This window comes from uncultured Alistipes sp., assembly GCF_963931675.1.
GTDB lineage: Bacteria > Bacteroidota > Bacteroidia > Bacteroidales > Rikenellaceae > Alistipes.
Window position 1 is genome coordinate 2,915,496 of record NZ_OZ007039.1, and the last position, 26,905, is coordinate 2,942,400.

At 58.3% G+C, this 26,905-nt stretch carries 23 protein-coding genes and 1 pseudogene; 9 read left to right on the forward strand and 15 right to left on the reverse strand.

Annotated features, from left to right (window positions below):
• The first annotated feature begins 71 nt into the window (after positions 1 to 71).
• Positions 72 to 590, forward strand: coding sequence for a nitroreductase family protein (locus ABGT65_RS12495; RefSeq protein ID WP_346702612.1), 519 nt, complete (start codon positions 72 to 74; stop codon positions 588 to 590).
• Between the two features lie 79 nt (positions 591 to 669).
• Here the strand turns inward: ABGT65_RS12495 and ABGT65_RS12500 are convergent, their stop codons facing one another.
• From ABGT65_RS12500 to dnaE, 3 genes and pseudogenes are all read right to left on the reverse strand, one after another.
• Positions 670 to 1,680 (reverse strand): aldose 1-epimerase, encoded by a 1,011-nt coding sequence (locus tag ABGT65_RS12500; protein ID WP_346702614.1) that lies wholly within the window; start codon positions 1,678 to 1,680, stop codon positions 670 to 672.
• Between the two features lie 3 nt (positions 1,681 to 1,683).
• A pseudogene (gene trxA / locus ABGT65_RS12505) lies at positions 1,684 to 2,007 on the reverse strand (thioredoxin); the annotation flags it as partial.
• Positions 2,008 to 2,022: 15 nt separating this feature from the next.
• Positions 2,023 to 5,841 carry a DNA polymerase III subunit alpha gene (gene dnaE / locus ABGT65_RS12510; RefSeq protein ID WP_346702616.1) on the reverse strand — a complete coding sequence of 1,273 codons (3,819 nt, stop codon included), beginning with the start codon at positions 5,839 to 5,841 and terminating at the stop codon, positions 2,023 to 2,025.
• Between the two features lie 127 nt (positions 5,842 to 5,968).
• Here dnaE and ABGT65_RS12515 point away from each other — a divergent pair, with 127 nt between their 5' ends.
• Positions 5,969 to 6,178 carry a DUF2007 domain-containing protein gene (locus ABGT65_RS12515; protein WP_346702618.1) on the forward strand — a complete coding sequence of 70 codons (210 nt, stop codon included), beginning with the start codon at positions 5,969 to 5,971 and terminating at the stop codon, positions 6,176 to 6,178.
• A gap of 129 nt (positions 6,179 to 6,307) precedes the next feature.
• Here ABGT65_RS12515 and ABGT65_RS12520 read toward each other — a convergent pair whose 3' ends face one another.
• From ABGT65_RS12520 to ettA, 7 genes are all read right to left on the reverse strand, one after another.
• Complete coding sequence (locus tag ABGT65_RS12520) at positions 6,308 to 7,057, reverse strand: shikimate dehydrogenase (RefSeq protein WP_346702620.1); 750 nt, start codon at positions 7,055 to 7,057, stop codon at positions 6,308 to 6,310.
• A gap of 3 nt (positions 7,058 to 7,060) precedes the next feature.
• Positions 7,061 to 8,005 carry a DUF368 domain-containing protein gene (locus ABGT65_RS12525; protein ID WP_346702622.1) on the reverse strand — a complete coding sequence of 315 codons (945 nt, stop codon included), beginning with the start codon at positions 8,003 to 8,005 and terminating at the stop codon, positions 7,061 to 7,063.
• A gap of 405 nt (positions 8,006 to 8,410) precedes the next feature.
• Positions 8,411 to 8,707 (reverse strand): DUF3276 family protein, encoded by a 297-nt coding sequence (locus ABGT65_RS12530; protein WP_346702624.1) that lies wholly within the window; start codon positions 8,705 to 8,707, stop codon positions 8,411 to 8,413.
• Between the two features lie 97 nt (positions 8,708 to 8,804).
• Positions 8,805 to 10,403, reverse strand: coding sequence for a S41 family peptidase (locus ABGT65_RS12535; protein ID WP_346702625.1), 1,599 nt, complete (start codon positions 10,401 to 10,403; stop codon positions 8,805 to 8,807).
• A gap of 95 nt (positions 10,404 to 10,498) precedes the next feature.
• Entirely contained in the window at positions 10,499 to 11,842 is a 1,344-nt protein-coding gene (gene hisS, locus ABGT65_RS12540; RefSeq protein ID WP_346702627.1) for a histidine--tRNA ligase, read from the reverse strand.
• 1 nt (position 11,843) lies between these two features.
• Positions 11,844 to 12,377 carry a hypothetical protein gene (locus ABGT65_RS12545; protein WP_346702629.1) on the reverse strand — a complete coding sequence of 178 codons (534 nt, stop codon included), beginning with the start codon at positions 12,375 to 12,377 and terminating at the stop codon, positions 11,844 to 11,846.
• Positions 12,378 to 12,381: 4 nt separating this feature from the next.
• Complete coding sequence (gene ettA / locus ABGT65_RS12550; RefSeq protein ID WP_300255753.1) at positions 12,382 to 14,055, reverse strand: energy-dependent translational throttle protein EttA; 1,674 nt, start codon at positions 14,053 to 14,055, stop codon at positions 12,382 to 12,384.
• Positions 14,056 to 14,562: 507 nt separating this feature from the next.
• On the opposite strand from ettA, the gene ABGT65_RS12555 reads away from it, so the two are divergent.
• The 4 genes from ABGT65_RS12555 to ABGT65_RS12570 all read left to right on the forward strand — a co-directional run bounded on the left by ABGT65_RS12555 (position 14,563) and on the right by ABGT65_RS12570 (position 17,305).
• The gene (locus ABGT65_RS12555; RefSeq protein ID WP_346702631.1) at positions 14,563 to 15,096 is read left to right on the forward strand and encodes a hypothetical protein; all 534 of its coding nucleotides are present in this window, start codon (positions 14,563 to 14,565) and stop codon (positions 15,094 to 15,096) included.
• Between the two features lie 8 nt (positions 15,097 to 15,104).
• The gene (locus ABGT65_RS12560) at positions 15,105 to 15,497 is read left to right on the forward strand and encodes a hypothetical protein (RefSeq protein WP_346702632.1); all 393 of its coding nucleotides are present in this window, start codon (positions 15,105 to 15,107) and stop codon (positions 15,495 to 15,497) included.
• Complete coding sequence (locus ABGT65_RS12565) at positions 15,497 to 16,090, forward strand: hypothetical protein (protein WP_346702634.1); 594 nt, start codon at positions 15,497 to 15,499, stop codon at positions 16,088 to 16,090. Before ABGT65_RS12560 ends, ABGT65_RS12565 begins: the two co-directional genes overlap by 1 nt.
• Before the next feature lie 111 nt (positions 16,091 to 16,201).
• Complete coding sequence (locus ABGT65_RS12570) at positions 16,202 to 17,305, forward strand: IS4-like element ISBf13 family transposase (protein ID WP_032528339.1); 1,104 nt, start codon at positions 16,202 to 16,204, stop codon at positions 17,303 to 17,305.
• A gap of 400 nt (positions 17,306 to 17,705) precedes the next feature.
• Here ABGT65_RS12570 and rbr read toward each other — a convergent pair whose 3' ends face one another.
• From rbr to ABGT65_RS12595, 5 genes are all read right to left on the reverse strand, one after another.
• Positions 17,706 to 18,284, reverse strand: a complete 579-nt coding sequence (gene rbr / locus ABGT65_RS12575) for a rubrerythrin (protein WP_346702636.1) — start codon at positions 18,282 to 18,284, stop codon at positions 17,706 to 17,708.
• Between the two features lie 102 nt (positions 18,285 to 18,386).
• Positions 18,387 to 19,490: a CapA family protein gene (locus ABGT65_RS12580; RefSeq protein WP_346702638.1), complete on the reverse strand. Its 1,104-nt coding sequence runs from the start codon at positions 19,488 to 19,490 to the stop codon at positions 18,387 to 18,389.
• A 56-nt stretch (positions 19,491 to 19,546) separates the two neighbouring features.
• Positions 19,547 to 19,849: a DUF4491 family protein gene (locus ABGT65_RS12585; RefSeq protein ID WP_346702639.1), complete on the reverse strand. Its 303-nt coding sequence runs from the start codon at positions 19,847 to 19,849 to the stop codon at positions 19,547 to 19,549.
• 106 nt (positions 19,850 to 19,955) lie between these two features.
• Positions 19,956 to 21,164 (reverse strand): mechanosensitive ion channel family protein, encoded by a 1,209-nt coding sequence (locus tag ABGT65_RS12590; protein ID WP_346702640.1) that lies wholly within the window; start codon positions 21,162 to 21,164, stop codon positions 19,956 to 19,958.
• A 137-nt stretch (positions 21,165 to 21,301) separates the two neighbouring features.
• Complete coding sequence (locus ABGT65_RS12595; protein WP_346702642.1) at positions 21,302 to 22,654, reverse strand: DcaP family trimeric outer membrane transporter; 1,353 nt, start codon at positions 22,652 to 22,654, stop codon at positions 21,302 to 21,304.
• Positions 22,655 to 23,004: 350 nt separating this feature from the next.
• Here ABGT65_RS12595 and ABGT65_RS12600 point away from each other — a divergent pair, with 350 nt between their 5' ends.
• The 3 genes from ABGT65_RS12600 (at position 23,005) to ABGT65_RS12610 (ending at position 26,902) form a co-directional block, all read left to right on the forward strand.
• On the forward strand, positions 23,005 to 24,162 hold the full coding sequence (locus tag ABGT65_RS12600; RefSeq protein WP_346702644.1) for a metallophosphoesterase: 1,158 nt from the start codon (positions 23,005 to 23,007) through the stop codon (positions 24,160 to 24,162).
• Entirely contained in the window at positions 24,153 to 25,232 is a 1,080-nt protein-coding gene (locus tag ABGT65_RS12605; protein WP_346702645.1) for a dihydrofolate reductase family protein, read from the forward strand. Before ABGT65_RS12600 ends, ABGT65_RS12605 begins: the two co-directional genes overlap by 10 nt.
• 215 nt (positions 25,233 to 25,447) lie before the next feature.
• Entirely contained in the window at positions 25,448 to 26,902 is a 1,455-nt protein-coding gene (locus ABGT65_RS12610) for a TolC family protein (RefSeq protein ID WP_346703094.1), read from the forward strand.
• Positions 26,903 to 26,905: the final 3 nt, after the last annotated feature.

Genomic DNA, 26,905 nt, shown 5'->3' on the forward strand with positions numbered 1-26,905 from the left:
TGTACACGCGGCAAATTTTGCGTATCTTCGCAAAAACGGAATCAGCAAACAAACCTTACTTTTTTACTGCCATGGATTTTCTCGCACTGGCCAAACGGCGCTATGCGTGCCGTCAATACAGCGACCGGAAGGTCGAACCGGAAAAGTTGCAACAGATTCTCGAAGCGGGGCGTGTGGCCCCGACGGGCGCGAACCGCCAGCCGCAGCGGCTTGTGGTCGTGCAGTCGCGGGAGGGACTGGAGCGTCTGACGCACTGCACGCGGGATTTCGGGGCGCCGCTGGCGATCATCGTCTGCGCCGACACGGACGAGGTGTGGACGCGGAAGTACGACGGGAAGAAGATCGGGGACATCGACGCCTCGATCGTGACGGACCACATGATGCTCTGCGCGGCGTCGCTGGGGCTCGACACGCTGTGGATCTGCATGTTCAAACCGGAGGCGGTGCGCGAGGAGTTCCACCTTCCGGCCAACGTCGAGCCGGTGAACATCCTGCTGGTAGGCTACGGGGCCGGGGAGCCTTCGTCGCCCGACCGCCACGATACGCTCCGCAAACCGCTCACGGAGACGGTTTTCGAAGAGTCGTTCTAAAGCGAAGCGGGAGGTCCGGACAGGACCTCCCGCTTTACTTCAGCCAAAACGGCATAAAGGCGCAGTTATCAAATACTTATCATTTCATTCCAGCCCTTTGGCGGACATATAGCCGGTATTTCGCATGCCACGATTCGCCGGGCGCTACGGATTGGAAGCCTTCGGCCTCGGGATCGGCGGCATTCGGGGCGTTGGTCACCCAGGACTGCGGTTCGGGACAGCAGTAGGGCTCCTGCCCGCCGTTGTTCCAGATCGTCCAGTAAGTCGTCTGCCCGTCCACCTCGTAGAAGACCCGCACGCCGGTGCGGAGATTCTCGACCACGGCCCCACGATAGGGTTTGCCGTCGACCTCGATTTCGCGCAGCGTGAAGCCCGCTTCGATCGGCTCGCAGCCCGTCACCCGAAGCCCTTCACCACGCAGTTTCGTGAACTGTTCCGACAACGGCAACTTCCTGCCGGTCGGAAGGTTACGGCTGTTCAGTTCAACCTCTTCTCCAACGGCCGCGCGCATCACGTAATCTTCCGCTCCGCCCCCGGCAAACGGGATCCGCAGCGGAGTATGAAACCCCACGCCCAACGGCATCCGTTCGCGGCTGCGGTTCGTGAAGATCACCTCCTGTTCCAGCCCTTCGGCCGTCAGGCGGTAGACGATCTTGCACTTGAACTCATGCGGGAAGTCGCGGAAAATGGCGTCGCTGCCCGCATTGGCGTAGTAGCGGCACTCGACCAGCACCTCGTCGTCCGTCTCCACGGCCTTCGAGACCTGGAACGGCTGGCTTTTAAGGATGCCGTGATGGTAGTTGTGCTCCTTCTCGATCGTGATCGGGTACTGATAGGTCCGTCCTTCGAAGGTGTAGCGGCCGTCGGCGATGCGGTTGGGCGGGAAGAGGATCGGCAGTCCGAAGACCTGCGGACGCCGGAGGAAGGTCTCGATCTCCGCCTCCGCCGGGGTATGCAGCACCTCGACGCCGCGCCGCGTGTCGGCCAGGCGGATGAGGTTGGCACCCATCCCGGGGACCAGCAGCGCCGTATAGCCGCCCTTCGAGAACTCCACGGCCTGCAGGCCGTGGTAATCCACGCAGCGGATCATCGTTTAAAGCAGTTTTTCGATCTTGGCCTTGAGGGCATCCTTCGAGCAGGCGCCGACCTGCTTGTCGACCTGCTGTCCGCCCTTGAGGAAGATGATCGTCGGGATGTTCCGTACGCCGTACTTCATCGTGATGTCATCGTTCTCCTCGACGTCGCATTTGCCGATAACGACCTTGCCCTCGTACTCGGCGGCCAGTTCGTCGACGATGGGGGCGATCATGCGGCAGGGTCCGCACCACTCGGCCCAGAAGTCGATCACGACGGGCTGATCGCCTGCGATCAGCGACTCGAAATTCTCTTTGTTGATTGCCAGTGCCATTTTCTTGGTGTTTTTAAGTTGTTGTTATGCAATAGAATAGTGTATTTCGTTTTCATCCAGATAGTCGGTCAGTTCGGCCGTGAGGCTCACCTTGTGGCTCTTGGAGAAGAGTCCCAGGGAGACCTTCGCCTCGCGGTCCACGACATTCACGCGCAGCAGCGTGTTTCCCTTTGCCCGGCGGACCCGTTCGGCAAAGTCGCGGATCAGGGTTTCGGTCACCTCCTCGATCGGCAGCTGGACGGAGATCTCCCTGATCATCGTATCGCGCAGCTCCTGCAGCTGGACCATCGAGAGGATCTTGAATTCGAGTTCCTGGTCGTTGTAGGGCCGGGGCTGGACCTTTCCGCGGATAAAGAGGAAGTAGTCGGCGAAGAGGTACTTGCGGAAATTCTCATAATCCTTGCCAAAGAGGGCGAATTCGTGCGAACCGTTGTAGTCTTCGAGTTTGAATTTGCCCCACGGCTTTCCGGTCTTGGTCATGAGGTTCTGCACGCCGACAACCATTCCCGCCACGGCAATCTCCTGACCCTTGAGCGGTTCGAGGTTTTCGAGTTCCGAGAGTTGGGTTTTGCACATGTGGTCGATGATGATCTTGTAGTCGTCCAGGGGGTGGGCCGAGAGGTAGAGCCCGACCATTTCGCGTTCGCGGGTAAGTTTTTCGAGCTGGCTCCAGTCGGCGCAGGCCGGGATTACCGGACGCTGAATATCGACATGCCCCTCCCCGCCGAAGAGGCTCTGCTGGGCATTGTTCTGCTCGTTCTGGTAACGCTGTCCGTAGCGCATCAGCTGCTCGATGAAGGTGACGCCGCTCGAATCGCGGGAGTCGGTCCCGAAGAACTTGCAGCGGGCGAAATCGGAGATCGAATCGAAGGCCCCGGCGTATGCGAGGTTTTCGAGACACTTGCGGTTGACGAGCGAGTAGTTCACGCGCTCGATGAAGTCATAAATATCATTGAACGGTCCGTGGGCCTTTCGTTCGGCGATGATGCTCTCCACGGCGGCGGCCCCGACGCCCTTCACGGCGGCGAGCCCGAAGCGCACATCCCCGGCGATATTGGACGAGAAGGTCTGCATCGACTCGTTGATATCGGGCCCCAGAACACTGATTCCCATGCGCTTGCACTCGTTCATATAGAGTGTCAGCTGTTCGATGTTCGTCAGGTTTCGGCTCAGCACCGCGGCCATGTACTCCGAGGGGTAGTTGGCCTTGAGGTAGGCGGTCTGGAAGGCCACCCAGGAGTAGCACGTGGCGTGCGACTTGTTGAAGGCGTAGGAGGCGAACTTCTCCCAGTCGGCCCAGATTTTTTCGAGGACCTTTTCGTCGTGACCGTTCTTTTTGCCGCCCTCGATGAATTTGGGCTTCAGGTGGTCCAGCTTGTCCTTGAGTTTCTTGCCCATGGCCTTCCGCAGGGTGTCCGATTCACCGCGGGTGAAGTTGGCCAGCAGACGCGACAGCAACATGACCTGCTCCTGGTAGACCGTGATGCCGTAGGTGTCCTTGAGGTACTTCTCCATGATCGGGATGTCGTACACGATGGGGCTGCGGCCGTGCTTGCGGGCGATGAAGTCCGGGATGTAGTCCATCGGGCCCGGGCGGTAGAGGGCGTTCATGGCAATGAGGTCCTCGAAGGTCGAGGGCTGGAGCTCGCGGAGGTACTTCTGCATGCCCGCGGACTCGAACTGGAACGTTCCGACGGTGCGGCCCTCGCTGTAGAGCCTGTAGGTCGCGGGGTCGTTGATGATCGAGAAGTCGTCAATATCGATCTTCACGCCCTTGGTCTGGCGGATGTTCTCCACGGCATCCTTGATGATCGAGAGGGTCTTCAACCCGAGGAAGTCCATCTTGATCAGCCCGGTGTCCTCGATTACCGAGCCTTCGTACTGCGTGACGAGCATCTTCTCGCCGGTCTCCTTGTCGTCGGCCGTCGAGACGGGGACCCAGTCGGTGATGTCGTCGCGGCAGATGATCGTACCGCAGGCGTGCACGCCCGTATTGCGGACGTTTCCCTCGAGCATCTTGGCGTAGCAGATCGTGTCGCGCAGCACGGGGTTGTCCGACTGCTCGGCGGCCTTCAGTTCGGGGACCAGCTCGATGGCCTGCCCGAGGCTCTTCACGGGTTTGCCCTCGGGGGTCTTGTCGGGAACCAGCTTGCAGAGACGGTCCGACTCCGAGAGGACGAGTTTCTGCACGCGGGCCACATCCTTGATGGAGAGTTTGGTGGCCATCGTGCCGTAGGTGATGATGTGTGCGACCTTCTCCTTGCCGTACTTCTGGGTCACCCAGTTCAACACGCGGCCGCGGCCGTCGTCGTCGAAATCGACGTCTATATCGGGGAGCGAGATACGGTCGGGATTGAGGAAACGCTCGAACAGCAGGTCGTAGGCGATGGGGTCGATCTGCGTGATGCCGAGGCAGTAGGCCACGGCGGACCCGGCCGCCGAACCACGCCCCGGGCCGACCGAGACGTCCAGCTCCTCGCGGGCCGCGCGGATAAAGTCCTGCACGATGAGGAAGTAGCCGGGGAAACCCATGGTCTTCATGACGTGGAGCTCGAAGCGCAGGCGCTCCTCCTGCTCTTCGGTCAGATGCTCGCCGTAGCGGCGGTGTGCGCCCTCCATGGTGAGCTTGGCGAGGTAGTCGGCCTCGAACTTGATGCGGTAGAGCTTGTCGTAACCGCCCAGTTTCTCGATTTTCTTGCGCCCCTCCTCCTCGGACATGACGACATTGCCGTTCTCGTCGCGCGTGAATTCGTTGTAGAGGTCCTCCTCGGTAAAGCGCTGCCGATACTCCTCCTCGGTTCCGAACTCCTTCGGGATCTGGAAGTTGGGCATGATCGGCGCATGGTCGATCGAGTAGTTTTCGATCTGGTTGCAGATATCGACGGTCGTGGCCATCGCCTCGGGGTCCGTCTCGCCGAAGATCGACTCCATCTCGGCGGTAGTCTTGAGCCACTCCTGCTTGGAGTAGAGCATCCGTTTCGGGTCGTCGAGGTCCTTGCCTGTCGAGAGACAGATCAGGCGGTCGTGGGCCTCGGCATTGTCCTCGTCGACGAAGTGCACGTCATTCGTGCAGACCATCCGCACGTTGTATTTCGCGGCCAGTTCCCGAAGGTGCTTGTTGACATGCAGCTGCATGGGGTAGGCCTCGTGGTTGGCCCGTTCGACGGTAGCCTTGTGCAGCTGGAGTTCGAGGTAGTAGTCGTCGCCGAAGAGGTCCTTGTACCAGCGGATCGCCTCCTCGGCCTTTTCGAGGTCGTTGGCGGTGATGGCGCGGGGCACCTCCCCGGCCAGGCAGGCCGAGCAGCAGATCAGCCCCTCGTGGTACTTCTCAATCTCGGTGCGGTCCGTACGCGGACGCATGTAGAAGCCCTCGGTCCAGGCCTTCGAGACGATCTTGATCAGGTTGTGGTAGCCCTGGAGGTTCTTGGCCAGCAGGATCAGGTGGTAACCGCTCTGGTCGGGCTTCCCCTCCTTGTCGTAGAGCGTGCGGCGGGCGACGTAGACCTCGCAGCCGATGATGGCCTTGAAGGCGGCCTTGCGGAGCAGCACCTCCAGCTCCTTCTCGCAGCGGGCGATCTCGGCGGCGGGGTCATCCACGGCCTCCGAGCCGTCGCGCAGGGCGGCCAGCCGGGCTTCGCAGGCGGCAGCCTTCTCCTTGAATTTGCCCTTGACCTTCTTGACGTAGTTGTAAAACTCCTTGATCCCGAACATATTGCCGTGATCGGTCACGGCGATGCCGGGTTGGCCGTCGGCGATGGCCTTATCCACGAGGTTGGGGATGCTGGCCTGCCCGTCGAGGATCGAGTATTGCGTATGTACGTGAAGATGTACGAATTGGGACATTTTCCAGGGATTTTCCGTTTTTTGGCGAGGTAAAGATAGCGATATTTACAGAGATTTCCCGGCCGGGTACTTGTATTTTATCAACAAAATGCTTAACTTTATATACCGAACCAAAACCAAACAGATCATGCAAGACGACTCGATGGTTGTATTGGCGGAGTACAACACCATAACGGAGGCCGAGATCGCGAAATCGATGCTCGACAGTGCCGGGATCTGGTCGACGATCCGCAACGAATACATGTCGGCCATATACCCGATCGGAACGATGCCCGCCCAGGTTGTAGTCCGGACGGAGGACCTGGAGAAGGCCCGCACGCTGCTGCAACACAGATAAACGCACGGCAGGGCGTAGATGCGGAGACCCTCGCTGTGTGCAGCACAGGGCGGGAATCGGCATACATGCAAAAGGCTTCGCCTGTACGGGGCGAAGCCTTTGTTTTTTCAACCTGTTGCTACGTATCAACTAAAGCAATTCTTCACCGTTCCAGATACGCCACGAGGCTTCGGCCTGTTCGACGAACATCGTCCGCCCGTTCAGCACGTGCGCCCCGCGCTGACGGCCGTAATCGAGGAACAGCGTCACCTCCGGGTTGTAGACCAGATCGAGCAGGTAGTGGTCCGGCGTGAGGTAGGCGTAGGGGATGCGCGGCGCCTCCGTGACATGGGGGTAGGTTCCCACAGGCGAAGCGTTGATAATCAGATGGCTGCGCTCCACCACCTCACACGGCAGATTATCATAGGTATAGTTTCCCTTCGCCGGGTCGCGCGAAACCAGCGCAAAGGGAATCCCGCGCTCGGCCAGCGCATACTGCACGGCCTGCGAAGCCCCGCCGGTCCCGAGGATGAGCGTCTCGCCCGGCTCGGCGAAGCCCAGCAGCTCGCTCAACGCCTCGCGCAGCCCGATGATGTCGGTATTGAAACCCTCCAGCCTTCCGTCCGGCGTGCGGCGGATGCAGTTCACCGCCCCGATGGCCTGCGCCTCGGGCGACACCGCATCCAGATAGGGGATCACCTCCCGCTTGTAGGGGATCGTGACGTTCAGCCCGCAAAGGTCCGGATACTGCTCCAGCAATCCGGTCAGCGCCCCGATCTCCGGAAGTTCATAAAGTGCATAAGCACAATCGCTTATCCCCTCTTTCGAAAACTTCTCCGTGAAGTAGGACGCCGAGGCCGAATGGCCCAGCGGACGGCCGATCAATCCGAACCTTCTCATCGTTCAATTCTTCTTTTTCCGGGATGCGATAAAATGGGCCAGGGTTTCGATGCCGTAGATGGTCAGGAATCCCACCACGCAGAGGATTACGGCTTCGGCCAGCAGGGCCGGTTTGTCGTAGAGCGTCTCGAAGGTTCCCGGCAGGATGTTGCTCTCGACCAGCGGCTGGACCTTTCCGTGGCTGTCGACGTAGGTTTCGACGACCTCCTTCCAGGGCCAGACCTTGTTGAGCGAACCGACCATGAAACCCATCAGCAGGGCCACCGTAAGGTCGTGCCAGTGCTTGAGCAGCCACGACAGGAGGTGCGAGAAGGAGATGATGCCGATCGCCACCCCCACGACAAAGATCGCCATGACGGGGATGTTCAGATCCACGACGGCCTGCATGATGTACTGATACTTGCCCAGGAGCAGCAGGATGAAGGCTCCGGAGATGCCCGGGAGGATCATGGCGCAGATGGCGATGGCGCCCGACAGCATGACGAACCACCAGTCGTTGGGGGTTTCGGCCGGGGTTGCGATGGTGATCCACCAGGCGACTGCGGCTCCGACCGCAAAGGAGAGCAGGGTTTTCCAGTTCCAGTGTCCGACCTGCCGGGCGACGAGGACCGCCGAAGCGATGATCAGCCCGAAGAAGAACGACCAGATGGCGATCGGATGGTTCGTGAGCAGATAGGTCATCAGCCGGGCCAGCGAGAAGATGGCGATGGCGATTCCGGCCAGGACGGACAGCAGGAAATTGCCGTTGATGTGGCGCCAGAAGTCGGCGAAACGCCCCTTCAGCAACAGTTTGAGGGCCGTGGTGTCGACCTTCCGGATCGAGTCGAGGAGTTCTTCGTAGATACCCGAGATGAAGGCGATCGTACCGCCCGAGACGCCGGGGACCACGTCAGCCATTCCCATGGCGCAGCCTTTCAGGGCAAGGAGGATGTAGCGGGAAAAGTCCATAATTTCTGAATATGCGGTTTAGGGGCCGTTCGGAGGGAGCAGCGGACGGTGATCGAGTCGGGATTTCCGGGGTTTATCCATCCGGGGTCCTCCAGGCCGGTTTTTCGGGAGGCAAAGATACGAAAAAATCGTATAATTACACGTTTCGAAGCGGAGAATTGCGATAGAAAAACGCGGAGGGCGGAGCGTCCGGTTTCTGCGGTTCGGTTCGGGGGCTGTCCGGCCGGGCGGGAATCCGGGATTCCGGAGACGGCGGAGAGCGGAGATCCGGTCGCCGGGCGGCAAGAAAGGCAAGGATACTCCGGCCGCCCGGGCTGCAAAAAACAGGGGTGCCTCGCGCCGGGCAACAAAAACAGGGGCCGTCCGGAATCATCGGACAGCCCCAGTTCCATGAGTTCACGAAACTCATTTCGCCGATTCGGGAATACCCTTGCTGCGGCGAATGAAATCTACGACTTCACCGAGTCCTTCCGAGAACTTCGTAAAATCCTCCTTATACAGAAAGATTTTGTGTCGGTCGTAAGAAGACGAGCCATCGGGAGCCGTAATCTTCCGGCTCTCGGTGATGGTCAGGAACCAGTCGTCGCCGCGTGTAGCCCTGACATCGAAGAAATAAGTACGACGTCCCGCTTTTACGGCTTTAGAGAGGATCTGATCTCCATAATCCTCATTGTCGCGTCGTGGTTGGGTTGGGGTTGACATGGGGCTTATTTTTTAGGGTTAACTCCGAGGGCTTCAACCTGTCGGATTCGTATAGACGAATATACGAAAAAAAATTACAAAATGCAAAAAATACCGGTTATTTTTTCGGCTCCAGGATCGGTTTTCCCCGTTGTTCCCAGGCTTCGAGGAGTTCCACGGCCTGGCGGTAGGCCGTGCTCAGCCGGGGATTCACCACCTGGAAGTAGGCTCCCGTGCCGAACAGGCGCTGGGCAGCCAGGGCCTTGAGCTGCGTGCGCACGATGGATTCCGAGCGGGCGAACCCGTTTTCGTCGAAAGCCACGCCACGCCGTGTACCCAGCTCCGTGAGGGCCCCGAGCACGCTGTCCGCGGGCTCGAACCCGGCGTCGAACTCCCCGAAAGCGGGGTAGAGCCGGGTGAGGCTGTCGCGCGAACGGTCGAGCCAGTCGTTGACGAACTCGGCCACGATGCCGCGCCGGACCAACTCGGCATAGTAGTCGGAATAGCCTGCCGTATCGGCTTCGACCACGATGTCGGGACGGATACCGCCTCCGCCGTAGACCGTGCGTCCGGTGCGGAGCGTGCGGAAGGCCGGAGCTCCGGCATCGAGCGAGTCGCGCACGGCATCGTCATAACGACGCAGGTGGTCGAGGTAGTATTCGCGGCGCTTGCCCTTCTCATAGGGGCGCTGGATGACCCGGCCCGAAGGGGTGTGGTAGCGGGCCACGGTGATCCGCACGGCCGAGCCGTCGGGCAGCCCGATCTGCCGCTGCACGAGCCCCTTCCCGAAGCTCGGGCGCCCGATGATGACACCCCGGTCCCAGTCCTGAATGGCCCCGGCCACGATCTCCGACGCCGAGGCCGACGATTCATCGATCAGAACCGCGAGTTTGCCGCGGAGGTCTTCACCGTTGCTCTGCGCACGGAACGACGAGGAGGGTACGGCCCGCCCCTCGGTGGAGACGATCGTCGCACCGCGCGGCAGGAAGAACCCCGCCATTTCGATGGCCTGTTCCAAGAGCCCGCCGCCGTTCCCGCGCAGGTCGAGGATCAGTTTCTCGGGACGCCCCAATTCGCGATACCCTTTCGAAAACTCCTCCATCGTGGTGTGGCCGAAGCGGTTGACCTTGATGTATCCGATGCCCTCCGGGGTCAGGTAGGCGGCATCCACGGTATTGATCGGGATTTTGTCGCGCACGATCACGAAGTGCAGCAATCCCGGGGTTCCGTGGCGCACGACGTCGATCTCGACCTTCGTGCCGCTCTTGCCGCGCAGGTATTTGGGGACCTCCGTGCGCGACATCCCCACGGCCTGCAGCGTGTCGATACGCACGATGCGGTCGTTGGCCCTCACGCCGACCCGCTCGGCCGGGCCCCCGGCGATGGTGTTCACGACGATCACCGTATCACGCAGCGTATTGAACTCCACACCGATTCCGCTGAACTCCCCTTCGAAGCTCTCCCGGACGCCCTTCATCTCCTCGGCATCGAGGTAGGCCGAATGGGGGTCCAGTTCTTCGAGCATCCCCCGGATGGCCCCTTCGACAACGGGTTTCATCTCCACGTCGTCGACATAGAGCCCGTCCAGATAGCGGTAGACCCGGGCCAGTTTCTGGAACTGCTGCACATTCTCCAGCTCCTGTGCCCGTATCGGCTCCCGGGCCGCCAGAAACTGGAGCACGAAGAGCGTGATGACAGCGATAAGACCTTTTCGCATGATTGGCAATACATTTTATATATGAAGAGACCCGGGCGCGGATCCCCCGGATATTAATAAAAAGGGCCCCGAAGCCGGAGCCCTGAATCGAAGCGTCATGCCAGCACCCGGGCGAGCTCTCCGAACGGCACCTGCCGTTGCTCGCCCGTCCGCATCTCCTTGACCGTCGCGGCCCCGGCCTCCAGCTCCTGCGAGCCGACGATCACCACATAGGGGATACCGCGCCGGTTGGCGTACTCCATCTGCTTCTTCATCTTGCCCGCCTCGGGGTAGATCTCCGCGGAGATACCCTCACCGCGAACCTGGCGAAGCAGCGGCAGCACGGCCGCCTCCTCGGCGGCGCCGAGGTTGGTGAACAGCACGCGGGTCGTGCAGTTGACCTCCTCGGGGAAGAGGTCGAGCCCGGTCATCACGTCGTAGATGCGGTCGGCGCCGAACGAGATGCCGACACCCGACAGGTTGGGCATTCCGAAGATGCCCGTGAGGTCGTCGTAACGTCCTCCGCCGCAGATCGAGCCGATGGCGAAATCGAGGGCCTTGACCTCGAAGATCGCACCGGTATAGTAGTTCAGACCGCGGGCCAGCGAGAGATCCAGCTCTACCTGCAGGTCGATCCCGAGCCGTTCGACGTACCCGAAGACGATCTCCATCTCCTCGATGCCCTTCAGTCCGGTTTCCGAGGCCGACAGCACCTCGCGCAGCTGATTGATCTTTTGGTGGTTGTCGCCGTTCAGCTCAAGGATCGGTTGAAGCCGGTCGACCGCCTCCTGCGACAAACCGCGCTCCAGCAGTTCGGCCTTGACGTTCTCCAGCCCGATCTTTTCCAGCTTGTCGATCGCCACCGTGATCTCCATCATCTTGTCGGCATGGCCGATCGCCTCGGCGATCCCGAAGAGGATCTTGCGGTTGTTCATCTTCAGTGCCACGCGGATGCCCAGCGCCCGGAAGACCCGCTCGACGATCTCCACCAGCTCGACCTCGCACAACAGCGAGCGCGTGCCGATCACGTCGACGTCGCACTGGTAGAATTCGCGGTAACGCCCCTTCTGCGGACGGTCGGCACGCCACACGGGCTGGATCTGGTAGCGCTTGAAGGGGAAGGTCAGCTCGCCCTGGTGCTGCACGACGTAGCGGGCAAACGGAACCGTCAGGTCGTAGCGAAGACCCTTCTCGCAGATCTTCGAGGCTTGGCGCACCTCGTCGTCCGTGAGGCCCGAGGCGTAATCACCCGAATTGAGGATCTTGAAGAGGAGTTTGTCGCCCTCGTCGCCGTACTTGCCTAACAGCGTCGAGAGGTTCTCCATCGCGGGGGTTTCCAGCGGCGCGAAGCCATAGGTGCGGAAGACCCGCTTCACCGTGTCGAAGATATATTGCCGGCGCATCATCTCCATCGGGGAGAAGTCGCGCGTACCTTTGGGTATGGAGGGTTTCTGTGCCATACTATATAAATTTTTGTTTCGTTTTCAGGTATTTTTCCCAACCTGCGTGATCCCGTGCTTCCATGTATTTGGGGTGCTCCCCGAGCAGGCGCTTCAAGGCAACCTCGTCGCGACGGAAGAAAACGACGACCATTTCGCGGATCGCATCCATTCGTTCGACCTCATATATGCTCACGCGGCGCGGTGCCCGCATTCCCGCTTCTGCGGGATATACATATCCGACGAAATAGCCCAACCGGTCGTTGTCGTCGACTGCGGCCGAAATGAAAAGCGAACGGTCGGTCTTCAAATCCGTCACCGACAGCGTGGGGGAGTTTTTCCTGAATTTCAGCGCCTCGCGCGCCTGCTCATGCCAGGGGAACCGCTCCATCCCGGCGAGGAATTCGTCGGCCTCGCACGTTCCGACCGGTTCCACACGATCCGGATCTTCGTGGGCGCGGAGTTGGTCCCAGATAAATGCATCGACCGGGCGGTTTGCCGGCGTCCCGCATGAAAAAAGCCCCAGGAAGAGCAGGAAAAAGGCTGCAATACGCATTCTGTCAAGCCATTAATTTCTTGTAACGCACGCGGTGGGGTTCCGTATCGCCGCCCTGTGCCTTCTTCCACGCCTCGTACTCCGAATAGGAGCCCTGGTAGAAGACCACCTTCGAGTCGCCCTCGAACGAGAGGATGTGCGTGGCGATGCGGTCCAGGAACCAGCGGTCGTGCGAGATCACCACGGCGCATCCGGCGAAGTTTTCCAGACCCTCTTCCAAAGCCCGCAGCGTGTTGACGTCGATGTCGTTCGTCGGCTCGTCCAGCAGCAGGACGTTGCCCTCCTCTTTGAGCGCGAGGGCCAGATGCAGGCGGTTGCGCTCGCCGCCCGACAGCATGCCGCACTTCTTCTCCTGATCGGCGCCCGAGAAGTTGAACCGCGCGACGTAGGCCCGGGCGTTGACCTGCCGGTTGCCCAGCGTGATGAGGTCCGTACCGCCCGAAATCACCTCGAAGACCGTCTTCTCGGGGTCGATCGACTTGTGCTGCTGGTCGACGTAGGCTAACTTGACGGTCGGCCCCACGCGGAACGAACCGCTCGTCGGCTCGTCAAGCCCCATGATCATGCGGAAGAGGGTGGTCTTGCCCGTACCGTTCGGGCCGATCACGCCCACGATGCCCGCGGGCGGCAGCGAGAATTCCAGATGCTCGTAGAGCACGCGGTCGCCGAAGGCCTTCGAAACGTCGTGCGCCTCGATCACCACATCGCCCAGACGCGGACCGTTCGGGATGAAGATTTCGAGCTTCTCCTCCTTCTGCTTCGTATCCTCGTTCATCAGTTTGTCGTAGGCCGACAGACGCGCCTTCGACTTGGCGTGACGCCCCGAGGGCGACATGCGCACCCACTCCAACTCGCGTTCGAGGGTCTTGCGGCGTTTCGACTCCTGCTTCTCCTCCATGGCCATGCGCGTGGTCTTCTGTTCGAGCCAGCCCGAGTAGTTGCCCTTCCACGGAATGCCCTCGCCGCGGTCCAGTTCGAGGATCCATCCGGCGACGTTGTCCAGGAAGTAGCGGTCGTGGGTCACGGCGATCACCGTACCCTTGTATTGTTGGAGGTGCTGTTCGAGCCAGTCGATCGACTCGGCGTCGAGGTGGTTCGTGGGCTCGTCGAGCAGCAGCACGTCGGGCTGTTGCAGCAGCAGGCGGCACAGCGCCACGCGGCGGCGCTCACCGCCCGAGAGGACCTTCACCGACTGATCCGGATCGGGGCAGCGCAGGGCATCCATGGCGCGTTCCAGCACGCTGTCCAGCTCCCAGCCGTTGACGTGGTCGATCTGCTCGTAGAGTTCGCCCTGACGCTCGATCAGCTTGGCCATCGTGTCGTCGTCCATCGGCTCGCACAGCTTCATGTTGATCTCCTCGTACTCTTTCAGCAGGGCGACCGTTGCGGCGCAGCCCTCCTCGACGACCTCCTTCACGGTCTTCGAGTCGTCGAGTTTGGGTTCCTGTTCGAGGTATCCGACCGTATATCCGGGCGAGAAGACCACTTCGCCCTCATAGTTCTTGTCGATTCCGGCGATGATCTTCATGAGCGTGGACTTACCCGCGCCGTTCAGACCGATGATACCGATCTTGGCACCGTAGAAGAACGAGAGGTAGATGTTGTTCAGCACCCGTTTCTGGTTGGGGAAGGTCTTGCTTACGCCGACCATCGAGAAGATGATTTTTTCGTCTGCCATATCCTTATCAGCGAGATTTTTTTCGGTTTTCCGCCAAAGATACGGAGAATTTCCGGATTTTTCCCGTTCTGTGGCTTGAATATTAACGTTCCTCTTCCAAAGAAGTCTTTTTCCCAGGATTCAAATCTCGCCAAAAACCATGAAGAGATCAAATAAAAGATGTATATTTGTGGCGGCAATCGCAAAAGGATTGTCTACATATTTTCCAAGAGGAAAGCGTTTGACTGATTCTCTCTAACGAAGTCTGGTAAATTTCAAGCAGGAGAATAGGCCGACGAGTTTTTTCACGCCTACGATGTATCGGCGTGGATCGTTGCTTATTTTACTGCAAGGTTTACCAGAGCCCGTTAGATAGGATAAGTTGACGGTACCACGCTTTTCTTTTTTATTAACCGCCGGGGTACGGGCGAAAAAACTTGATCACATGAAATTTATTTAACATTTAAATGATTCCATCAATAATCAGTATAATTACGTAGAAGCACTAATCATCTAAAAAACAATAATATGAGGCAAATAATATTAGTTTGCAGTTTGTTTATTTCTTTACATAGTTTAAAAGCACAACAAATTGCTATCGGGAACTATAATCTCAAAATATTACCATCTCCTACTATTCAGAATTATAATTCTACATATTCTAACATTGGAAATTTATTAAGTGCGCAATCATCAGAACTGCCAAATAAATTTCGATTCAATTCAAATTCATATAAGACAACTCTATATGATCTAGAAACAGAAAAAGAAATTTACTCAATAGAAACAACAAAGGCTTCTGTTATATATATTGATTATATCCAAAATAAAATCGCCATAGACACTAGTGATAATTTATTCGAGACGTATAATTTTGAGCAACTCAAAACAAAACTTAATTCATCGGGATATATTGAAATTAATGGTATATTATCCAATGTCGGTCGTTTTACGATTGCCCAAATCACTGATGACAGTTGGATTATAATATTATATTTTCGGTCCGGAGCAAAATGTACGATCAAATCATATCGAGCTTATATGAGTGGATGTTCAAAATAAATTATGTCATGAAAAACATATTATTGAGTTTACTCCTTTTGTTATATTCTTGTAATGGAACAAAACAGGATAAAATTAATGAATTACAGGAACAAATTTCTCTCCTGGAAATAAAAGCAATAGAACAGGAAGCTTATATTAGGAATCTAAAAGATCAAATAAACTCATTAATCAATATAAATACCAATTATGATTTAATGACAAAAGAGTGTAACTCACAAATTATTGCTATGAATTCCAATTTAATAGAACTATCAAGGAAAGCAGAGATATTATACGCAGAGATGGAGCGAGAATATATACGTAGAGGATTATTAATATCTATCGCAGAATCAATCCAGACTTTATCTGAATTAATTCAAAATCAGACAAATGCAATTTATACAATTTGTAACGAGTAATGCATAGCCTCATTATATCTTTTATTGTCAGTTTTTCTTCTTTTTTTATAATAGACGAATATTATCCTACTCAACTAGACAATACAAACATTTCAAAAAAACTACATAATACTAATTTAAGCCCCACCCCTGCCGACACGAAGTGGATCGACAGACTTGATCAGATTCCGTTGCCGGACAGCATCCAAGCAGATGACTTTATCAATGTTTATTTCAAATATAATAAACTCATCTGCGGTTATGAGGTGACGGCTCGCTGGATGCCATTCGATCCCCACAGCGAAACGGGGTATGTCGTAATGAATTTCCGGAACAGCAAGAACGGAACTTCATTTCAATATGTAAATTTCGAAAAATACAACAATTCCAACACGGACGAAGTCACGTTTTCCGACAATTTCAAGGGGCATCGCAACGGAGATGTTTATTATTTTGACTATCCGGCTCCCGAGACAGAACTGCGTGGCGGTCTCTATCAACTTGGATACGTAACCCCTTTTCAACTCCTCGATGTGGACTTTGACGGTGTCCGGGAATTACTCGTTTCCGATTGGGCACAGACCAAAGGAGGAAATCATTACGCTGTTTTTTAGTAGATGACAAAATATAAATTATGTTGTTATATGCCTAATTATTAGTTGTTTATATTTGCAAAAGTCCCTAAGAATCAGTATCTTTAAAGAAAAGTTTGCCCGCTTTTTCGTATGAAGACAACTGACTTTAAGGACTTGGGCAAAGTTAACCAAATCCTTCCGATGATGCAAGAACATTTTGGGAAATCGATGAATCTGGCCCGCATAAAGTTTATGGCTTTCATGCTCCATGCCCTGTGTGTAGTACAGACCGTAAGCCTCCATAAACTCGCGGCGGCAATGCCAACCTCTGTTGAAAGGGACTCCAACCTTCGCCGCATTCAAAGATTCATAGCCAAGTACGCCCTCAACTTTGACCTTGTGGCGCAGATGATATACTCTCTGCTTCCCGTCAAGACAGGGCTGGTGCTGAGCATGGACCGTACAAACTGGAAGTTCGGTGATTTCAACATCAACATCCTCATGCTCGGCGTGGCATACAAGGGGATTGCATTCCCATTGATGTTCAGCCTTCTGCCTAAGAAAGGGAACTCCAATTGGAAGGAACGCAAGGCAATCGTTGAACGATTTGTCCGGCTGTTCGGCTCCGAATGCATCGACTCTCTTGTTGCCGACCGGGAGTTTGTCGGCAAGGATTGGATCGGTTGGCTCAACCGCAATCATATACGATATTATATCCGGATCCGGCAGAATTTCTGGCTTGTCAAGCCTTCCACAGGGGAAAGAATCCGTGCATGGTGGCTCTTCAATTCCCTGAAAGTGGGGCAGGAAAGATTTTATTACAAGCTTTTCCTGCACAAAGGTGAGTACGTTTATCTTGCCGGAAGCCGAATCAAGAACTCCGACGGTGTGCCTGAACTTCAGATCCTCATCTGCTTCAAACGCCCGGAAAAGGGTGTCGACACTTATAAAAGGCGATGGGAGATCGAGACCGCATTCCGGGCTATGAAATCCTCCGGATTCAATATCGAAGACACGCATTTGCGCGACACAGAGCGGATTGCAAGACTTCTGGCAATGGTTTGTATTGCTCTTGTATGGGCGTATCTCGTTGGGGAACATAAAGATGAAAACGTAAAGCCTATAAAGACATTGAAACATGGACGTAAAGCCAAATCTTTAGTAAAGTACGGCTTGGAGGAAATCTCCAACGTGCTTTTTCGACCAATTTATGTCCCGAAATTTGATGTATTCAAATTTTTGTCATGTACTTAGACGCTGTTTATAAAATAAAAGAATCCGGCTTGGAACTTATAACCTGTTCTCCGTTGAATCGCTTGACAACGGATTCCAAGTTGAACCCCCAAGCCAAAACCATTTCCTTGTTTTACGAAGACGGCGCTTACAATGCGGCAGAGTTCTTTTTTTCGCTAAAAAAATCGAACCGGAAAGAGACGAATAGCTTCTCTTTACCAAAATGGTGCTCCGACATGCTCACAGGGTTAGATAAAAGTCCTTTTACATTGGATTCCGTACGCATCTTTGACCACGGCTCTTTTAGAACATACCGGAAGTAAACACCACTTCCCAACACACCCGGTTCAACGAAAACCCCGCTCCTTTCCGGAAGCGGGGTTCTTCTTGCACGCTGCGGCCCACGGGCCGGCATCGCGGATCAATAATTCTCCTTCTTGGGCTCGAAGTAAGCCTGCGGATGCTTGCACGCCGGGCAGAGTTTCGGAGCCTCCTCGGCCTCGATGACGAAACCGCAGTTGCGGCACTGCCACCAGATCTTGCCGTCGCGCTTGAAGAAGTTCCCGTCCGTCAGACGGCTCAACAGTTTCAGATAGCGGCGCTCGTGCTCGGCCTCGACGATCGAGATCATGCGGAACGCTGCGGCGATCTCGGCAAAGCCCTCCTCGTCGGCTACCTGTGCGAATTCGCGATAGAGCACGTCCCACTCCTCGTTCTCACCCTTTGCGGCAGCCAGCAGATTCTCGGCCGTCGTTCCGATCGGGCCGGTGGGGTAGCTGGCCGTGATCTCCACGTCGCCGCCTTCGAGGAACTTGAAGAAACGCTCGGCGTGCTCCTTCTCCTGCTCGGCCGTCTCGGCAAAGACACCTGCAATCTGTTCGTAACCCTCCTTCCTGGCCTTGCTGGCGAAGAAGACGTAGCGGCTCCGGGCCTGGCTCTCACCGGCGAACGCCTTCAGCAGATTCTGTTCGGTACGCGTACCTTTGATGCTCTTTTCCATACTCTTAATGTTTAAGTGTGTTTGTTTTTCCGTTTCTAACTACAAAGATAAACTTTTCCCGCACAAATTACCAAAATTTTTCGATCGGTAGTTTTTATCCCGCTATTCGGTTTTCCTATACGGCGCGTCACCGCCCCCGGCCAACGCCTCGACATCGGCCCGGAATATGCCGTAGGCCGTCGGCAACGCCATCGTGTCGGCCGCTTCGGGCGGCAGGATGCGGTAGCGCGGCAGCGCCACCCACACGGGTGTCACCTCCAGGGCGTAGGACATCCGGCCCTCGGGGTGGCGTACGGCCTCGACCTCGGCGACCAGCCCTCCGTCGGTGTAGCGTCGGCGCTGGTTCGAGACCAGGTTGCCCAGCGAGTAGAGCACCACGTGCGCGGAATCCGCCTCCCAGGGCTGCACCACATGGGGATGGCTCCCGACCACCACATCGACGCCGTGACGCCGCAGGAAGACCGCCAGACTGCGCTGCGCGGCATTGGCCCGCCGTTCGTACTCGTTGCCCCAGTGGAGGCAGGCGACGATGAAATCGGCCCCTCCGGACCGTGCGGCGGCCAGGTCGGCCGCCATCCGCACGGTGTCGATCCGGTTGACGATCATCCCCTCCGGGACGGGCATTCCGTTGGTGCCGTAGGTGTAGTTCACCAGCGCCAGCCGCAGACCGCACCAGGTGAGGTAAAGCGGATGGTTCCTCCGGTAATCCGCACTGTCCGCAAAGACACCCGTATGGCGGATCCCGCAGCGGTCGAGCTCCTCGATGCTCGTGCGGATCCCCTCGGCACCGCCGTCGCAGCAGTGGTTGTTGGCCATCACCGCGACGTCGACCCCCGCCTCACGCAGGGCGTCGGCGAGCGCCACCGGCGAACGGAACAGCGGATAGCCCGTATAGCGTTCCCGGCGTGTCAGCGTGGTTTCGAGGTTTACGACCGCGAGATCGGCAGCCCGCATCCGCGGAGCCAGTGCCGCAAAAACAGGGCCATAATCGAAGCCTTCGCCGCTGCGGGCCGCCTCGATCTGGGGGAGATGCTGCATGACGTCGCCTCCGAACCACATCCGCATCCGTTGGGGCGGCGGCACGGGGCCCGGACCGAACCATCCGGCCGGACGCGCAGACCCGGTCTGCCGGGGAGTCCCCGCAGGGGTGCAGCACGTGGCGACGAGCAGCAGGGCAATCAGGATTCGGGTGCGGCAGCGTTTCATGGCAGCGGGTTTTCGGAGAGGGGCCGGACAGAAGGGGCGGGAGGGGAGACATGGAGTTATTTGCGGGCGGGATTTTTCGGGAACCACCCTTTGGCGACCCGTTTGCGCTGCTCGAACAACTCGCCGATGCTCCACAGCGACGAGGCGCCCCATACGGCCAGCAGCGTCGACCACAGGAGGTGCCGCACGGCAATCGATGCGGCGACGGCCGCGAGGCCCATCCCGAGGAACACCCACCAGATCCGTACGCCGAAGTAGTATTCGCCCTTGATGACCAGCGGGTGGAAGAGGCCGATAATCAGAAAGGTGGCGATTCCGATTACGATCCCCGTCAGGTTGTATTGTGTCAGAAAGTCCATTTCCAGAAACGCTATTGGTTGTCCCGGTTTAAAAATTCATCGCAGGGGTTCGAAGGTCCCGGGGGTTGCAAGTCCGAATCCTTCGAATCGCCGTCTTCTCAAATTTTCAACTCTCAATTCTCCATTTTTCCATTTGCAGAAGGTCCGCTCCGGAGGGACGCTGGAAGACCCGCAACCCGAACTCCGGCAGCACGGCCAGCAGGTGATCGAAAATCGCCGCCTGCAGGGCCTCGTAGGCCACCCATTCCGTACAGCGCGAAAAACAGTAAACCTCGACGGGCAGCCCCTCCGACGTGGGCTGCAACATCCGCACCATCTGCATCATCTCGGGATGGACCTCCGGATTCTGCTTCAAGTATCGCCGGACATAATCCCGGAAAAGATGCAGATTGACAACCGGTTGCCCATCCGGAGCCGCCTCTTCGGAGGCAAGGCCCTTCCGGTGCAGCACGGCCAGCTCCTCCGCCGTGCAGAAACGCACCGTCGCGGCATCGATCGGCAGCGAGCGCTTGATCCGCCGCCCGCCGCTCTCGCGCATCCCGCGCCAGTTCTGGAACGAATCGCTCACCAGCGCATAGGGCGGGATCGTCGTGATCGTCTTGTCGAAGTTCTGGATCTTGACCGTCGTCAGCGTCACCTCCGTGACGTAGCCGTCGGCGCCGTACTTCTCCATCGTGATCCAATCCCCCGGCCGCAACATGTCGTTGGCCGAGAGCTGCACCCCGGCAACCAGCCCCAGGATGCTGTCCCGGAAGATCAGCATCACGATCGCCGCCGAGGCGCCCAGTCCCGCCAGAATCGCCGTGGCATCGCGCCCGATCAGGATGCTCACGATGAGGATCGCACCCACACAGAAGGCCAGCAGCTTGACCATTTGGTAAATGCCCTTCAGCGGGCGGTTGCGCAGGGTTTCATGCTGTGCGGAGATGTCGTGCAGCGTGTCCAGGAAGGCGTTGACCAGCAGCAGCACCGCCACGATCAGGTAGATCAGGCACACCTTCCGGAGCAGGTCCAGCAGCTGCGGCATGTCGTAGAAGGCCGCGGCCAGCAGCATGTACCAGACCAGGGGCGGGATCAGCCGCGCCGCAGCCCGCATCACGCGGTCGCTGAACAGGTAATCGTCCCACGTGGCCTTCGTGCTCCGGCTGAGGCGCTGCAGCGCCGGGACAACCACTCCCCGGAAAAGCTTCGCAGCTCCCCACGAAAGAATGACGATCCCCGCCAGGATGATGATCTTGGTGGTCCAGTCGATATGGGCCTTGCTCCATCCGATGCCGGAGAGCCACTCGGCAATCGGTCCGTTGAGTTCTTCCATCGTATCGTTCGGGTCGTTCGCAGCCCGGAAACCGCCGGTCCCCGTGCTGAAATGCTTGTTTGCTGCCGGCAAAGATAATAAAAAAACGGCCCCCTTCACAGGGGACCGCATCCAAGAGAGTCCGAAAGGGGCTTTATTTAGAAGTTGTACTGCACCATCACCTGGGCCCGGTTGGCATGGCCTTCGAGGTTGTTCATGTCCTTGCGCGTGCCATAGAGGTACTCGGCGGCGATGCGGCAGCGGGAATTGAGCGCGTAGAAGATGTTGCCGAAGATATACTGGCCCTTCTTGTACTCATCGGCGGCATAGTAGCCGTTCTCCTGCTCGACGTTGACCTCCGAATAGCCGCCCGAAATGAAGAGCCGCGGCGTGAGGTTGAACTGTGCGGCCATCTGCCACCCCCACATCGGCATGGTCTGGATCTGGTCGGCATTCTCGGGGTTGGGCGTGAAGTCGAGCCCCGAACCCGTGAGGTCCTGGATGTAGGGCGTGATGCCCTCGCCGTAGACGCCGTTCATGAAGAGCTGCATCCACCGGCACGCCTTGATCGTACCGCTGAACTGGGCGCCCCAACCCAGCAGCGAGGTGTCGTTGCCCGTGCGGAGGTTGTGCAGGTACAGGTTGCGGATGACGCCCGAAGCGCGGATATGACTCTCGCGGTTGGGGCCCCAGGCAAACTGCAGGTAGGCCGGGATGTCGGGAACTCGCTGGCGGAGCGGCGCGAAGTTGTCGTTGTAGGTGCCGCTCACGTGGGGCATTTCGGCGGCGATCCCGAAGGTCATCTTGTCGCGGGCGAAGCTCTTCTCGTAGCGGATCATCGTGGCGAAATTGAAGTTGTAGGCGTTCGGGCCCTGGAAGTCGATGGTCGTGGGAGCGGCCGAGAGGTCGCAGAAGGTCGTCACGTCGCGCCCCAGCGTGAAGCCCAGCATCGAGATGTAGGCCGAACGCAGACGAGGCGTATAGCTGCCCGGCGCCCCGCCCCGGAAATCGGCATCCAGGAAGATCGTCACACGCCCCAACGTCGAGGTGTTCGAGATGGCCTTCAGGTAGAGGCGCGAGGTCGAGGCATCCATCAGCAGCTGCTGCCGCGTATTGTAGTTCCCGACGGTCGGGATGTCGTAGGGAATGAAGTCGAGGTTGTCGGAGATGCCCTCGAAATCGTATCCGGCCCGCAGCTGCACGAACCCGCCCAGGGCAAACGAAAAGCGGTTGTTTTTCGTGGCGAAGAGGAACTGCGGCTTGTCGACCTGCTGGAAGCCCGGACGATGGGTGTCGATGTAGTCCTGCGTGGCGTCGTTCACGGCCTGGTTGTTCATCGCCACGGCACGCTGTACGGCCTGCGGCGAATAGTAAACGGTATCGGTCTGGTGCAGCGAAATGAGGTAGACCGTAGGCGAATAGTCGCCGCGCATGGCCTTGCGGTGGTGATGCTGTGCCGAAGCGGCGCCCGCAAGCAGCAGGGCGGCCAGAAGCAGCCGAAATGTTTTCATAAGCAAAATGGGTTCCGTAAATGTTCTTTCCGTTCTCAAGGATTTTTTTGTTCACGGGGCAAGTTCGCAAGTAGTATGCCAAAGAAATGCGGGGTCTGCGTAATTTTTCCTACCTTTGCCCTTTAGAGAATTGAGAATGGGGAATTGAAAATTTGGGGATAACGGCGAACCGAAGGCTTCTTTTTTCCACAGCCGGAAAGGCCTTCCACATAAAGCCCCCTCCGCAGAGGGGGTTTGAGGGTGGTAGATTTGAATACGACGCCACGGGCGGCGAGCGACGGCGGCTGCCGTCATTCCAACGCTCTGTAAACTTCGGCCGGTCTTAAGTAAATAATAATACGACACATACTATGCTCTTTACACTTACCTTGATTTTTACCCTGGCAGCCTTTGCCGCCGACTGGATACACCTCCGCCACCAACGCCGCCGGGGAACCCCGGCCCTGCGGTCTTTCATCATCTGGGCCCTGGCCACCGACGCCCTGCCGCTGGTCTCGGCCATCGTCGGCTGGATCTGCCGCGACAACGGCCCCGGAGTGATGAACCTCTACATGTGGCTCTTCTGGGCCTGGATCGTAACGGTTCTCCCGCGGATGCTCTACTATGTGTTCCACTTTCTGAAGCTCCCCCGCGCGGGGCTTCTGACAGCCAGTCTCCTCACGCTCTACCTGCTCTGGGGCACCACCTTCGGGCGCACGCGCATCCATGTAAACCGGGTCGAAATCCGCTCCGATCGCATTCCCGCGGCATTCGACGGATTCCGTATCGCGCAGTTCTCCGACGCGCATGTCGGGACGCTCGTCCGCCCGCAGCGCGAACTGACCCGCCTGACCGATACGATCAATGCCCTGCAGCCCGATGCCGTCTTCTTCACGGGCGACCTGGTGAACATCCGCTCCGCGGAACTCGATGACCGCACGATGGCCCTCCTGCAGCGGATCGAGGCCCCGGTCTGGTCCGTCACGGGCAACCACGACGTGGGAACCTACATCCGCGATTCGGTCCGCTATCCGGCGGCCGTCGAGGCCCGCAAGGTCATCGAGCGGCAGCAGGCAATGGGGTGGTGCGTGCTGGAGGACACGACCGCCTACCTGCGGCGCGGCACGGACAGCATCTCCCTGACGGGCATTTCGTTCGACCCCGCGCTGCGTGAACGCCGCCACGACCGCCACCTCCCGGCCGACAAGCTCCCGGCAATCTACGCCGGGGTGCCCGATTCGCTTTACAACATCACACTGGTCCACATCCCGCAACTCTGGGAGCAGATCACGGCGCTGGGCTACGGCGACCTGACCCTCTCGGGGCACGTCCATTCGATGCAGATGAAGATCCGACCCTGGGGCCGCGGATGGTCGCCCGCCGTATGGCTCTACGAACGCTGGAGCGGGCGTTACGACAATGGCCGCCACACACTCTACATCAACGACGGCACGGGATATGTGGCCTATCCGATGCGTCTGGGCGCCTGGCCCGAAGTCACCCTCTTTACCTTGAAACGATGCGAATAACCCTCTCCTTTGCCACGACGGCCGACGGATACCTCGACGACAGCACCGACCGGCGGCTGATGATCTCCACCCCCGAAGACTGGGAGGCGGTGCTCCGCCTGCGGGCCGAATGCGATGCCATCCTGGTCGGGGCCGAGACGCTGCGGCGCGACAATCCGGCGCTGCTGCTGCGCGATCCCGAAGTCCGGGCGCGGCGTGCGGCCGCGGGCCTGCGCCCCGACCTGACGAAAGTGACGCTGACCCGCTCCGGACGACTGGATCCCGCATTGCGGTTCTTCACGGAAGGGGATGCCGACCGATACGTATTTTCCGAGAAGAAAATACCTGCCGTCGAGAATCTTGCAACGGTTATCTCAAGCGAAGGTTCCATTACACCGGCCTTCGTCGTCACCGAACTCGAACGGCGCGGAATCCGCCACCTGCTCGTCGAGGGCGGTGCCCAAATCCTGCGGATGTTCCTCGATGCCGGACTGGTCGATACGGTCCGCCGGGCCGTCAACCCCCAACTGCACCTCGGGCCCGAAAAGAGTGGGGCGCAATTCCTTTTCGAACCTCCGCAGGGCGCCCGCTGCACGCGGGAAAACCTCGGCGGCATGGAGGTCCTGACCTGCACGTTGCGGCCCGACACGGCGGCGGAGGATCGTCGCTGGCTGGCGGAAGCCGTCCGCGAAGGGTTCCGCTGCACGCCCTGTGCGTCGTGCTACCGCGTGGGCGCCGTCATCGTGCTGCCCGACGGGCGCACGTTCCGCGGGTACACCCACGAGACCTCCCCGACCCATCACGCCGAACAGGAGGCCGTCGCCAAAGCCCTCGCGGCCGGTGCCGACCTCCACGGCGCCACGATCTACTCCTCGATGGAGCCCTGCTCGCAGCGAAGCAGCGAACCCGAAAGCTGTACGCAGCTCATCCTGCGCTGCGGATTCGCCCGCGTGGTCTTCGCCTGCTACGAACCCGACCGGTTCGTCCACTGCCAGGGCGCCCGGACCCTGCGCGAAGCCGGGATCGACGTGCGCGTCTATCCCGAATTGGCACACGATGTGCAGGAGGCCAATGCACACCTGGGCAGGTAAACAGGCACAATTTGTGTCCATAAAGGCTTAATAATGGTCTAAAGTGCCGATCAGGTGCAATTCTTGCCCCGGTTCCCGCAGATACTTCGCAGATTTTCGTATATTTGTGGAATACAGGGTTGCGTCGCAGGCAAAACGCCCCGGCCGGACTCCGGCCTTTTGCCCGCGAAGTTGATTTGTAAAATGTAAAATAAACCAATTTTCATACCTCCATGATGAAAAAAACCTGCACGATCGCCCTTGCGGCTTCGGTGATGATCTCTACGGCCGCGTTCGCTCAGCAGGACGGGCAGATGATCTCGCTCGAAGAGGCGATCGCCGTCACCCTCACGGAAAATCCCGCCCTGAAGGCCGCAGCCTACGAGGAGCGTGCCGCCCGGCAGGAACGACGAGCCGCCATCGGACTGCGGATGCCGCAGATCAACCTTACGGGGGCATACGCCTACATGGCCAAGGACATCGGACTCGACTTCAACGATATGAAAGGCCCCGTCAAGGAGCTCACGGGCAAGATCCTCGGAAGCGGAATCATCACCGACCCGGCGCTCCTGCAAGGCATTCAGGGACTGCTCAACCCGATGATGAACGCCGACTGGTTCCTCACCCTGCAGGACCAGAGCCTCGGGTTCGTGGGCGGCGAGGTGACCCTCCCGATCTGGATGGGAGGCAAGATCAACGCCGCCAACCGTGCCGCGAAGATCAACGAAAAAACCGCCGTCGAACAGGGCAACCAGACCCGCAACGCCCTGATCTCGGAGCTCGTCGAGCGTTACTTCGGACTGGCGCTCGCCACGCAGGTCGTTGCCGTGCGCCAGCAGGTTGTCGACGGCGTGAAGCGCCACCTCGAAGATGCCCGGGCCCTGGCCAAGAACGGCATGATCGCCCAGAGCGAACTCCTCTACGTGGAGTTCAAGATGGCCGAGGCCGAACGCGAACTGGCCAATGCCCGCCTGCAGGTCGAAACCATCTCCAGCGCCCTCTCCAATACGCTGGGCAAGGAGAATGACTGGCAGCCCGTTACGGCGATGTTCCTGCTCGAAGAGGTCGAGGAGCTGGCCTATTACCAGGACCTGGCGCAGGCCCGCAACCCGCTGCTCACGCAGGTGTCGCTCAAACGCCAGCTGGCCGAGGAGGGGATGCGTGCCCAGCGTTCGGCTTTCCTTCCGCAGGTGGTGGCCATGGGCGGCGGCTCGTTCTACAATTATCAGGTTGCGGGGTTCGTGCCCCGCTGGGCCGTGGGCGTCGGAGTCAATATCAAACTCTTCGATGGCCTGAATCGTGAATACAAATACTCGGCGGCCAAACAGACCGTCCGCCGCGTGGGCGAACTGCAGAACAAGGCCGGGCAGGATGTTGCGGTCCTGGTCGAGAAGCTCTACAACCAGATGATGAACTACCGCAACCAGATGACCTCGATCGACGCCTCGCTGGCCTTCGCCGAGGAGTATCTGCGCATGAAGAACGCCGCCTTCCTCGAAGGCATGAGCTCCTCGTCGGATCTCATCGACGCCGAGCTGAACCTCGCCGGGATCCGCACCGAACGCCTGCAGGCCGCCTACAACTACGACCTGCTCCTGGCCCGGCTGCTCGAAGCCGCGGGAATCAGCGAGGAGTTCCCGGCCTATGCCCGCCGCACCGATGCCCGGCAGATCCTGTTCGATAAGAAATAAAAC